Source organism: Cryomorphaceae bacterium 1068 (genome assembly GCA_027214385.1).
Classification (GTDB): domain Bacteria; phylum Bacteroidota; class Bacteroidia; order Flavobacteriales_D; family Cryomorphaceae; genus JAKVAV01.
Genome location: JAPVXR010000020.1, coordinates 56,230 through 68,639 on the forward strand (window position 1 = coordinate 56,230; position 12,410 = coordinate 68,639).

The window sequence follows — 12,410 nt, forward strand, 5'->3', positions numbered from 1 at the left end:
ATGATGGAGTTTTTGGTTATTTTTTCATAAACATACTCGTACTGATTAATCCACTGGAATTCACTTTCAGCAAATAAATTCCACTTGCCAGATCAGAAACATCAAGCGTGGTTTGAGATAAGTTGTTGATGTTGTTTCCTTGAAGCAATCTTCCCGATAAATCAAAAATCTCAATTCGATCCACTTCCACATCCTGCTCCCAAGAAATGGTGATGTTTTGATCGGTGGGATTCGGGAAAAGGCGTGTTTCAAACGCAGATTCATTCGATACGCTCAATGGATTTCCAAATTCCGTAACCACCGTATTGGTCACAACGGGTTCATTGAAATCAAAATAGATGTAGGCAGTATTTTCGATGGTCTCACCTTCGCTGAAGGTCGGTAGCGGATCGATCTCGTACCGCAAATGTCCGATACTTCCGTCAAAGTCAGTGGCGCTGTCGGGAAGGAAGATTTGGTCAAATTCGAAGTATAGCACGTTTCCTTCACGGGACAACTCCATGTTATGCGAAGTGGAGATAATTTGAAGTGAATTAATGTCGAGATCGCTGTCGATGGTATCGGCTATCACCACTCGCTCGGCGTAAAAAGTTCCCGTGTTTTGGAAGCGGATGGTGTACTTAAGCGGCGAACCATCTTCGAGGAATTCATCTCCGATGGTTGTCGCACTCACTTGCTTGTCGTTGGGGTCGTATGAGCCGACTACTTCCGTTACTGAGGTGAAAGTATTGTTCAGTTCATTTGGATCATCCGCTGAAACATTGGCAGAAATGGTTGCTTCAAGCATCGTTCCGAGGCTTACAGTATCGTCGAGTAGAATCGTCAGATTAAATTCAAATGGCCCGAAAGGACAAGCTTGATCGACCTCTATTGAAGCCGAATTTTCGGAAATAATCAGGTCGGGATTAGGAGAGCTGACAATTTCCACATAATCGGGAAATATGATTTCGACACTGATATCATCTTCGCAGATGGTTCCCACATTGCTTATCTGCGCCAAGTAGTTTGCCTCAAAGCCAGGTCTGTTTGGTTGTAGAGAAATGAGATCGACTGCTACATCCGAGATGATTTCTGAAGCGGTTATAGGAATTAAAACATCTTCGAGTTGATCGCCATCTATTAATGAAATGTCGACGTCAGCTGCCTCGTAGTATTCAAGCACGTTAAGAACTTCTAGTGTTCCGTTTCCTTCTTCAGAGCAATTCCAAAAGTCTCCGTCAGCTCCGGCAAAGAATTGGTCGCCGCTAATCGAGTTTTCAATAAAGGCATAAGAAAAACCGGGTTCGGGATCGTTTTGCACGCCATTTCCATTAAAGTCGTAAAATGCTTTTCCTTCTACTGATGCAATGCAGGGTACTCCGTTTAGCGTTAAACAAATTCCGAAAACCATTCCATCGTCGAGATTGAGATTGTCCACTATCGTCAGCGTCCATTCGCCCGCCATGGGCTCTCCGATCAATACGGACAGAGGCTCGTTCGGTAAAAAAATGCCACGTGGACCTGGACCGTTATTATTGACGTCGGGAATACCTTCATCAGCTTCATCTGTAAAAATCACACTAAAGCCCCAACTTGAACCTAAAAAGGCCTGACCGATTTCCAATAATGATACTTGTGTGCCATTAGGGTGTGTCAGATACATGCTTAAATCACCGTTAAACGTATGCCCTAAGTCAATAAAAGCACTCAGCGATTCCACCACGTCACCATTGTCTGGAACCGTAAACCCAATTTCGTAAACCGCTCCTGATCCATCTGGAAGAGGTTCAAAGGGTTGGTATAAGCTATCGCAATTAAAGCCGGATTCACCCACCAATGAGTGAGCGCTGAGATAAAACTTTGTTGAGTCTGAGTAAATGCCGGCCTTACATTCCACGCTTAGGTAGGCGGTGAAATAGATTGCTCCCAGCGTGGTCCAAGGGGTTAAAAGGCTTTGACTCACGCTAACAGTCATCGTATTCGTGCCCGCCACCGCCGATCCATTAATCGTTAGTATTTCGTTGATGCCAACCTCTTCGGCATAGTCTAAGTTCAAGTCTAGTTGATAGTTTCCTGTGACCGAAGACTCAAAAGTGATGTTGAAAGTGCTGTCGTTCACTGCTGACCAATCCACCAATTCAGGTGCCTCACACTGGGCATTAACAATTGTAGAAATTATAAGGGCTGTGAAAAGAAGGGTTATCTGTTTCATTGGTTTACTGATTGGTTAAGAACCATGAAGATATAAAAATGATGATGGCCCGAAGATTAGATGTTTGCTGTTTATAGGATTCTCAACAACAGAATTAGTTTGCAAACCATATTTGCATTAAGTAATTTTGATTTGCATTTCGAAGCCCGATGCTGATCGCTTATTCAATACATGTTTCCTACGCACACATACTATTCATTCAAGTATGGAGTCCTCTCCCCTGAGGAAGTTCTAGAAGCCGCTATGGCCAATGATTACGAGGTGGTGGCACTGGCAGATATCAATTCTACCGCGGGGTCGATCAACTTTGTGCGCCTGGCCAACAAGAAGGGAATTAAGACGGTTTTGGGCATTGACTTTCGCAACGGGGCGGAGCCGTGCTTTGTGGCTTTCGCCAAAAACAACGAGGGATTTAAGGAGATCAACGCTTACTTGTCGCAATTTCTCCATTCGGGTGAACCAATTCCCGCAGAGGCACCGCCGTTTAAAAATGCCTTCGTGATTTATCCTTTCACATCGGTGACTCCCGAAATGAGCTTGCGCCCGAATGAATTTATCGGCGTTCACCCCCGTGACTTGGTTCGCTTATCGCGATCGCCATTGGCGAAGCAAAAGAACAAACTGGTGATGTGGCATCCGTACAGCTTCAATTCCAAGCGGCACTTTAATGCCCACCGTCTGTTGCGCGCCATCGACAACAATTGCCTCCTTTCCAAACTCCCCAAAAGCGAGGAAGGGCAGCCCGATGACCGCTGGATGCACCGCAACGAGATGATGGCCCTCTACAGCGATTTTCCACAAATCATCGCCAATACCACCCACCTCTTGCAGCGCTGCCGCATCAACTTCGAATTCGGCGATGCTTACCCGCACAAGAACCTGCGCACCTACACCACTTCCGTGGAAGAAGACGAGGCGCTCATTCGCAAGCTTTGCTACGAGAACATCGCCTACCGCTACCCCGATGCCAATCATGTGGTGATCGACCGACTGGAAAAGGAGCTGGAGATCATCACCCAAAAGGAATTTGTCTCTTACTTTTTGATCAATTGGGACATTACCTCCTACGCCCGTCGCCAAGGTTATTTCTACGTGGGGCGGGGGAGCGGTGCCAACAGTATGGTGGCCTATATCCTTCGCATCACCGATGTGGATCCCATCGAGCTCGACCTCTACTTCGAGCGGTTTATAAATCTCTACCGAAAGAATCCACCCGACTTCGACCTCGACTTTTCCTGGCGCGATCGTCCCGACGTGACGCGCTACATCTTCGAGCGATTCAAAAACTGCGCTATTTTGGCTACTTACAATACCTTTCAATACCGCGCCGTGGTGCGCGAGCTGGGGAAGGTTTTTGGTTTGCCGAAAGAAGAAATCGACATCCTGACAACGGGCAAGTTCGACACATCCAAGCTGGACGATATGGCCATTTTGGTGCTGCGCTACAGCCAGCTGATTCAAGGCTTCCCCAGTCACCTGAGTCTCCATGCAGGTGGTATTCTCATTGCCGATGAGCCCATCCACACCTATTCGCCCACGTGGATGCCGCCTAAGGGTTTTCCCACCGTGCAGTACGACATGATCGTGGCGGAAGACATCGGCCTTTATAAATTCGATATTCTCGGTCAGCGGGGACTCGGGAAAATCAAAGACAGCCTCGCCATCATCAAAGAAAACCACCCCGATGACCCCGAATTCGACATTCACAACCTGCGGCGATTTAAGCAAGACGAGACCATCCGCGAGATGCTGCGCAATGGCGATGCGATAGGCTGCTTTTATGTGGAGAGTCCTGCTATGCGCATGCTCATGAAAAAGCTCCGCGTGGACAATTACCTTGGCTTGGTGGCGGCCAGTTCGGTGATACGTCCGGGAGTGGCGCGCTCCGGAATGATGCGGGAGTTTATCCTCCGCTACCGCTTTCCCGAAAGGAGAGAAAAGGCCCATCCCGTGATGCTGGAGATCATGCCCGAGACCTACGGAGTGATGGTGTACCAGGAAGATGTGATCAAAGTGGCGCATTACTTCGCGGGCCTCACCTTGGGCGAAGCCGACGTGCTGCGTCGCGGGATGAGCGGGAAGTTTCGCTCCCGTGAGGAGTTTGCCAAAGCCAAGGGCAAGTTCTTTAGCAATTGCAAAAAGAAGGGTTACAAGGACGAACTCACCGCCGAGATTTGGCGACAGGTAGAGAGTTTTGCGGGGTACGCTTTCGCGAAAGGGCACTCTGCATCTTACGCTGTGGAGAGCTACCAAAGTCTTTTCCTCAAGGCGCATTATCCGCTGGAGTACATGGTGGCGACTCTCAACAATGGAGGCGGATTTTACAGCCGCGAATTTTACGTGCACGAAGCCCGCATGAAGGGCGGGGAGGTCCTGCCGCCTTGCGTCAATACGAGTCGCCATGAGGCGGTCATCCGCGGGAAGTCGATCTACCTCGGCATGGGCATGCTCAATGCCATCGAAGACGAAACCATCCATCGCATTCTGCGCGCGCGGGAGCGTGAAGGCGCCTTTGCCAACCTCGACGACTTCCTCGATCGGGTGCCCATCGGGGTGGAACAAATCGATATTTTGATTCGCATCGATGCCTTCCGCTTTACGGGAAAGAACAAGCGCGAATTGCTCTGGCAGGCCCGCTTCAAACTCGACCCCACCAAGCGACAGCTCGAACAGCAAATCCTCTTTCGCGAACCGCGCACCCACTACGATCTTCCCACCCTCGAGAGCAGCCAACTCGAAGACGCTTTTGATCAAATCGAACTGCTGGGCTTCCCGCTGGTTGATCCGTTTACCCTGCTGGAAGAAGAGCCCGATAGCCGTTTGCTAGCATCTGAATTACCGCAAAGGGTAGGGCAGCGAGTGAAGATCTTTGGCTATATGGTCACCCGCAAGCAGACCAGCACCGCTCGGGGCGACCGCATGGCATTTGGCAATTTCGTGGACTTCCGCGGGGAGTTTATCGACACCGTTCACTTTCCTCAAGTGGCGCGGCAGTATCCCTTTCGTGGTCGTGGGGTGTATTGTATCGAGGGAAAAGTGACGGAGGAGTTCGACTGCTTTAGCATCGAGGTTGAGCGAATGGAGAAGGTGAAGCTGGTGCCTGATGCGAGGTATGTGGAGACGTAGAGGAGGTGTTAGGCTGCCGGCTGCAAGCTACAGGCTGCCAGCTGTATTTTGTGGTTGTTTAATTGAGGCAGAAGAATTCGGCATTATCAATAAAAAGAGATTTCTCTTAGCGAAAATTAGCTGATTGCCAACAGCTAGCGGCCAGCCGCTCCACCCTCATATTCCCCAATCAACTCATCCCTCTGCTTCATGATAGCTTGGTAGGCTTGGGGCATACGTCTGCGGAGGTTGATGACTCTGACCATGCGAACGGAGTCGAACTACATGCGGTCGTACCAAGCTGTTATCTGTGGAAGAGAACCAATCATTTTCTTTACATTGTCTTACATTTTTTTATGTTACAGGCGATGAAAATCAAGATGCCCACTCTTTCTGTAGAGATTAACTCTCGGGTTCTGCTAGTAATCACTGCTATTTTTTTCCTTACAGCGGACTCATTTTCTCAAGTCACTTCAAGAGTGAGCGATGAAAAAACCAAAAAACCAATTCCTTTCGCCAGTATTTGGATTCAAGGCACTCAGATCGGAACGACGTCTGCGGCGGATGGTTCTTTTCAAATTGATACCGGTGAGGACGACAGTCTGGTATTTTCAGCAGTCGGATATAAAAGGAGCGTTTTAGCTGTAAACGATATCTCAGACACGGTTCGTTTGACCTCAAGTGTGATCGAGTTGAGTGAGGTAACAATCAGTCCTTCAGCGGATCGGTTTCTCAAATTAGGTGAAGTAAACAGAAAGGATATAGAGATACATTGGCGGCCTTCGGTTTCCTGGAGTGTCGGGCGGTACTTTGAATACAATGGGGAGATCGCTGAGACTCCCTACATCAAAGATTTATCGATTGTTACTACGAGCAAACTAAAGGAATCTACTGTGAAGATTCTTCTATATGAACTTGATGAAGACGGGAACCCCACGGGATTAATTCACGATGAAAACATTATTGCTACGGTGAAAAAAGGGAAGCGAAAACAAACTTTGGTTGATCTTTCTGAATTGTTCCTCCGCTTTCCCAAAAATGGACTATTGGTAGCCGTGGAAGCAATAAATTTAGAGTCAAATATTTACCATTTCACAAAGAAGATTTGTAACAAGGAAACGGGAAAGTGTAAAAAACAAGAGTTTCAGTCATTACAGCCAAAATGGGGAGGTCTTCCGAGATCTTACAATTCTTACGCTTGGATTTACAGAGATGAAAAATGGTCAAAACTCGGCGACCATTTGGATGAGTTTACAGAAGAAGGAAAGCGATATGGAGGGGCACTCGCCGTTGATCTCACACTGAGTGATTGATTCCCTGGTTTCAGCTCTATACAACAGGCTGCGCTTCATTAGGTGAGTAACGACAGAATCGATTGGCAGACCACTTTGTTTGTGCAGCCAAAGTAGATTGAGAACTTTCCACAAAATGGTGATTTCAAGAAAATTCAGCTAGCGTCCAGCAGCTCCACTCTCATATTCCCCTTTCAACTGATTCAGCTCCCCAATCAACTCATCCCATTGTTTCACGATGGCCTGGTAAGCCTCAGGTCTGCGTCTACGTCGATTGATCACCCGGACCATGCGGACAAAATCAAACCACATGCGGGCATAGCGAGCTGCGTATATTCCAAACCCATAGCCGGCTAGGATAAGCACGGGAATGAGCCAGGCCACACCCGTAATCGCAACCAAGCCTATGGACACGAAAAGGTACCATACCAGAAAGACGGCCATACCAATGATAAAGACCATCGAAGCAATAAAGGAGGGGTTCAGTCTACCCGCCACATAGACCGTTGTAAATTTGGGCCGGATGTACTTCTCAAAGGCCCATCTGGTTCCCAAGAAAGGTACAATGTTGATTATCCAACCCAAGAGGAAAAAGGGCAATCCAAAGACTAGTCTGATCAAGAGAAAAGTCGGCCAGCGGTAGCCTTTCATATACCTCAGGTCGAGCTTTTGATCCTTCAGGTCTTTTTTGAATAACCTGATTTTTTTGTCGATTTCCTTCAGCTTCTCGGGTTCGTGCTCGTGGAAAAAATGCGCCGCATCCAGTATTCCCTTTTTCAGAAGATAGGTCTTGGCGATATCGTCTTTAGAGAGGTTCATCTGCTCAAGTAAATGTCCCCCGTAGATGAGGTAGACATCTTTGGCTACTCGCCTGAAGTCTTCCTTTTCAAAGTGGAAAACAAGTTCGGCCATTTTCGTTCGGATGCGCTCCGTCATCAGCCTGACCCGTTCCTTCTCGTCTGTCTCATCGATATCGCTAAAGTCAATGGGGTCGCCCAGGTGCATTACCACATCACTCTGAAATCTTCTGGGGTGGTAGTAGTTCAATCCCAGTGGAATGATCTTAACGTCTTGCCATCGTGCATTGGTCTTTTTCAAAAAAGAGTCGCCACCCAATTTGATGCGGGCAGCTCCCGTTTTTACCTCTCTGATATTGGCCACCGTCACACTGCTTCCTTCGGGGTAGATTACGATTCGCTTTCCTTCTGAAAGGGCATGGTAGCACTGTTCAAACACGTCTTCATTGGAGACTTCTTCGCCGAGCTTGAGCCACGGCCGCCCAATCGGAATCATATTGAAGTGTTCCCTGAAAACGTAATTTTTAAACCCTTTTCCAAACCACTCCGCCGCAGCGAGGTAATAAAGTTTTGGCCGTTGATTGGTGGCCAAAAGAAGTGGATCCAAAGCCGCATTCGGATGGTTGGAAACGTAGATGATTGGGCCCTCGAGCTCGAGATTTTCTTTTCCTACGATGACTATGTTCCTGAACCAAGCACGGAGAAACCAACGAATAAGCGGTCTGAGGATGTAGTAGAGCAATTTTTTCCTTGGAGTTTAATCTCACAATATAACTCAGATTGAAGCAAAGTGCACCTTCGCCATGGATTGGCTGCTAGCTTTTAGCTTCTAGCTGCTGGCTGGCTCTCTCGGTAGGATCAATTCGGTAACAATGATAAGCTCTGATCTATTTACAACTTCAAGTGGGCTATTAGCTCTAAGCTACCGGCTGCTAGCGATATTTCAATCTGGCTTTAATATTGGAGACCCGCCAATGGAAAGTAAAAGTTTTCCTATAAAGAGAACAGCTAACAGCTAAAAGCTAGCGGCTAACAGCTTTCAAAACAAAAAAAGCTCCATTTCAAGCACCATGACATTCCTTAAATTAGTCCCCAACAAGAAGAACTCAGCAACATGAAAAAACTACTCGTAAGCACAGGTGGCGGTGATTGTCCCGGATTAAATGCAGTAATCCGAGGTGTCGTGAAACGTGCAAATCGCGAAGGTGACTGGGAAGTTTGGGGAAGCATGGAAGCCTTCAACGGGATTATGGAAGACCCCGCAAGGCTTATGAGACTCGACGAAGAAGCGGTGTCAGGAATCCATGTGCGAGGCGGAACGATCATCAAGACCACCAACAAGGGCAATCCGCTTGAATTTCCTGAAGTGCAACCCGATGGTAGTGTCAAAACTACCAATCGAATTCCCGAATTGGTCAAACGTGCGAAAGAGCTGGGTTTTGAAGCCATTATCAACATTGGTGGAGACGGATCTCAAGCCATATCGCAGGCATTGCACGAAGCGGGTATGCCCGTGGTTGGCGTTCCGAAAACAATTGACAACGACCTTGCCACCACGGATTTCACTTTCGGTTTTCAAACGGCCGTGCAGACCGCTACCGATGCCTTTGATCGTTTGGTAACTACCGCCAGTAGCCACCACCGTGTGATGATCATGGAAGTGATGGGCCGCGATGCGGGTTGGATCGCTCTTTACACCGCCATTGCGGGAGGAGCTGAGATCTCTCTGATTCCTGAAATTCCTTATGATTTGAATGTCATCGTAAAACGCATCCGAGAGAGATACGATGAGGGTAGAGGCTTTGTCAATATCGTCATAGCCGAAGGGGCCAAGCCAAAAGACGGAGAGATTACGGCCACCAAAGGTGAAGAAGGCCGAAATGCCATTCGACTCGGTGGAGTCGCCTACACATTGAGCCATCAGCTCAAAGAAGCAGGCGTAGAGGTTGATATTCGAGAAACAGTCTTAGGGCATATTCAACGCGGGGGAACTCCCATTGCCTACGACCGCGTTTTAGCCTCTGTATTTGGTGTGGAAGCATTTGAACGCGTGCTGAAGGGCGACTTTGGTCAGATGGTAGCGCTCAGGAACAATAAGTTTACATCAGTTCCCATCAAAGAAGCCATACAAGCATATAATGTGGTAGATCCTGAGGGAACTTTGGTAAAAGCAGCACGAGGCTTGGGAATATCGTTTGGAGATTAAAATTGAACGACAATTCTTATGCGGGAGAAAGGCTCATTTTCGGCTAAAAAAAGCGTGAGACGTTTTGTCTACTGTGCATTCGTTTATTCTTATTGGTAGTGATGGATGGAATTACTCTTCCTTTCATTCTTGCTTTTCCGAATCAAGTATTTTGTAAATTGTGACCATCTAAAAAAAACTATGATGCGGCTCAAGTACCTGATTATTTGCACAATTACCTTGCTGTTTGCCTCCTCTTGTGAGGAAATTTTTGAAGAAGATAGCGAGGAGAGCGGCCCCGAATACTTCGAATTTAAAGTCGACGGAGAAGAATTTGAAAGTGTGAGCATCCCTGCTCAGTGCAATGGGCTCAACTTTAGCTATTTTCCTGAGCCACATCTGGACTTGCCTCCCGGATTTATGGAGATGGTAGCCCGCAATTGCTCTGAATCAACATCGCTCAACCTCACTTTTCAAAGGGTAATTTCTGAGTATACGGGCTCGAGTTCACTGGAGTCTCTCAATTTTGCCGACTCATTTCAGCCCTCCTTTCGAGCAAAAAATAACGTGATTTACAATCGCCTACTTGATGGAACTATGACCGTAGATCGCTTCAGTGGCTCGCATAAACACGGTTCGGGTAGGTTGACGGGCACTTTTGAAATGAGATTGATAGATTCGGAAAAAACGGATACCCTTAACATTACCGATGGTCGATTCAATTTCTACATTTCGCAAAAGCTTCATTGATGGAAATCGATATTTAGAGAAATAAAAAAAAGCCGCTGAATAGGCGGCTTCTCTATTTAATTGGATTTGGCATTACTGAATGATGCAGTTTCAGCAGTAGCCTCATTTTGCGGGTAATCCCCGTTGATCATCTGAAAGATTTCCGGACTTCACCAATCTCGTTGCATAAATTTTATTTATCCCAACGTGATTATAGATTCAACATCTTAATCTCCAAGATTCTTAAAAATATCGTTTCCGATAGGGTATTCATATCTAGTGTATTAGGTCTATCGTCAAAAAATAAAAGGAGGTTTTAAGACCTCAAGATTTTCAGTTTTTTCCAGTGAACGGTATCCAACAAACGGACTGTCAGACTGTAGTATTCTCAGCACACAAGAGCTGTGTGTAAACATTAAAAATCCTAATTAATCATACCTTATGAAAAAATCAATCCTAAATTTAGTTACGCTTTTCAGCGTGCTGTTATTCAGTTCGTCAGCTTTCGCGCAGACGAATGTCTTCGATGACGTAATTGCAACAAGCCCTAATCATACTCACCTAACAACGGCTCTTCAAACTGCCGGATTGGATGAGGTGCTCCGTGATAATGAAGCAGAATATACCGTATTTGCACCTGATGACGCTGCCTTAGAAGCACTAGCTGCACAGCTTGGAGTGGGGCTGGGGCAAATACTTAATTCAGACCAGCTGACAGATTTGCTTCTCTATCACGTATTGGATTCCGAGGTGCTTTCGGGAGATATAGCGAATGGAGATATCGTTACTCCATTAAATGACGCCAACACCTTAAAACTTACTGCTGCCTCATCGGGAAGCATTTTTGTGAATCAAGCACAAGTGAATGCGGCAGACCTCACAACCGACAATGGTGTGGTACATTCCTTAGACGCGGCTCTTCTTAGCTCTGAGACGGTGGCAGACGTGGCTATCGACAACGGTTTCAGTTCATTGGTAGCCGCTGTTGTTACGGCCGAGTTGCTTCCTGCGCTTACCGACCCATTTTCGAAGTTTACGGTTCTGGCACCTAGCAACGATGCATTTGACAATTTGGCAGCTGCACTAGGAACTGATATTGATGGCCTTTTAGCTGATCCTGAATTGGCGAATATTCTTCTGTATCACGTTTTAGATAATGCGTTTCCATCGTCCGTGATCAACAATGGTTCTATCAGGGCCCCGCTAAATGATGCAAATACACTTAAAGCTACCGTAACCGCGGGTGGTGATATTTTCATCAACCAAGCACAGGTGGAGTTGGCTGATGTTGTGGCCGGCAATGGTATTGTACACGCGATCGATGCGGTACTTCTTCCTTCAGAAACAGTAGCCGACGTAGCTATCGACAATGGATTTAGCTCATTGGTAGCCGCGGTGGTGACGGCAGAATTACTTCCTGCACTAACCGATCCATTTGCAGACTTCACGGTATTCGCACCTAGCGATGCTGCATTCGACGATTTGGCCGCCGCTTTGGGAACTGATATCAACGGAGTTTTGGCCGATCCAGAATTGGCGAACATCTTGTTGTACCACGTTTTGGATGGTGCGGTAATGTCTTCCATGATCAACAACGGAGACATCGTGACTCCATTGAATGATGCGAATACGCTCAAATTGACGGCCGCTTCAGACGGAGATATTTTTGTGAATCAGGCAATTGTAGAATTGGCTGATGTAGGCGCAGACAATGGTATTGTACACGCGATTGATGCTGTGCTCTTGGCTTCAGAAACAGTAGCCGACGTAGCGATCGACAATGGATTTACTTCATTGACCGCCGCGGTAGTAACGGCAGAGTTACTTCCTGCGCTGACCGATCCGTTTGCAGACTTCACGGTATTCGCACCTAGCGATGCTGCATTCGACGATTTGGCCGCCGCTTTGGGAACTGATATCAACGGAGTTTTAGCAGATCCCGAATTGGCCAACATTTTATTGTACCACGTTTTGGATGGTGCGGTAATGTCGTCTATGATCAACAACGGAGACATTGTAACTCCATTGAACGATGCGAACACACTTAAGCTTACAGCCACTTCAGGTGGAGACATCTTCATCAATCAAGCGGTAGTAGAACTAGCTGATGT

The 12,410-nt window shown here is 47.1% G+C and carries 7 protein-coding genes; 5 read left to right on the forward strand and 2 right to left on the reverse strand.

From position 1 onward, the window contains the following. Positions 1-16: 16 nt before the first annotated feature. The gene (locus O3Q51_17575; protein MCZ4410630.1) at positions 17-2,191 is read right to left on the reverse strand and encodes a T9SS type A sorting domain-containing protein; all 2,175 of its coding nucleotides are present in this window, start codon (positions 2,189-2,191) and stop codon (positions 17-19) included. Positions 2,192-2,362: 171 nt separating this feature from the next. On the opposite strand from O3Q51_17575, the gene dnaE reads away from it, so the two are divergent. Both dnaE and O3Q51_17585 read left to right on the forward strand, forming a co-directional pair. Next, positions 2,363-5,317 (forward strand): DNA polymerase III subunit alpha, encoded by a 2,955-nt coding sequence (gene dnaE, locus O3Q51_17580; protein MCZ4410631.1) that lies wholly within the window; start codon positions 2,363-2,365, stop codon positions 5,315-5,317. A 458-nt stretch (positions 5,318-5,775) separates the two neighbouring features. After that, a complete protein-coding gene (locus O3Q51_17585; protein MCZ4410632.1) occupies positions 5,776-6,609 on the forward strand; it encodes a carboxypeptidase-like regulatory domain-containing protein in 834 nt (277 codons plus the stop codon). Positions 6,610-6,747: 138 nt separating this feature from the next. Here the strand turns inward: O3Q51_17585 and O3Q51_17590 are convergent, their stop codons facing one another. Continuing rightward, positions 6,748-8,127, reverse strand: a complete 1,380-nt coding sequence (locus tag O3Q51_17590) for a 1-acyl-sn-glycerol-3-phosphate acyltransferase (GenBank protein ID MCZ4410633.1) — start codon at positions 8,125-8,127, stop codon at positions 6,748-6,750. A 372-nt stretch (positions 8,128-8,499) separates the two neighbouring features. On the opposite strand from O3Q51_17590, the gene O3Q51_17595 reads away from it, so the two are divergent. The 3 genes from O3Q51_17595 to O3Q51_17605 all read left to right on the forward strand — a co-directional run. Further along, entirely contained in the window at positions 8,500-9,591 is a 1,092-nt protein-coding gene (locus O3Q51_17595) for an ATP-dependent 6-phosphofructokinase (GenBank protein ID MCZ4410634.1), read from the forward strand. A gap of 180 nt (positions 9,592-9,771) precedes the next feature. Next, positions 9,772-10,320 (forward strand): hypothetical protein, encoded by a 549-nt coding sequence (locus tag O3Q51_17600; GenBank protein MCZ4410635.1) that lies wholly within the window; start codon positions 9,772-9,774, stop codon positions 10,318-10,320. A gap of 420 nt (positions 10,321-10,740) precedes the next feature. Then, on the forward strand, positions 10,741-12,410 hold a 1,670-nt coding region (locus tag O3Q51_17605), incomplete at its 3' end, for a fasciclin domain-containing protein (GenBank protein MCZ4410636.1).

Coding starts and splice junctions, on each gene's coding strand:
- O3Q51_17575 (MCZ4410630.1), bottom strand. CDS start 2,191: ATGAAACAGATAACCCTTCTTTTCACAGCCCTTATAATTTCTACAATT.
- dnaE (MCZ4410631.1), top strand. CDS start 2,363: ATGTTTCCTACGCACACATACTATTCATTCAAGTATGGAGTCCTCTCC.
- O3Q51_17595 (MCZ4410634.1), top strand. CDS start 8,500: ATGAAAAAACTACTCGTAAGCACAGGTGGCGGTGATTGTCCCGGATTA.
- O3Q51_17600 (MCZ4410635.1), top strand. CDS start 9,772: ATGATGCGGCTCAAGTACCTGATTATTTGCACAATTACCTTGCTGTTT.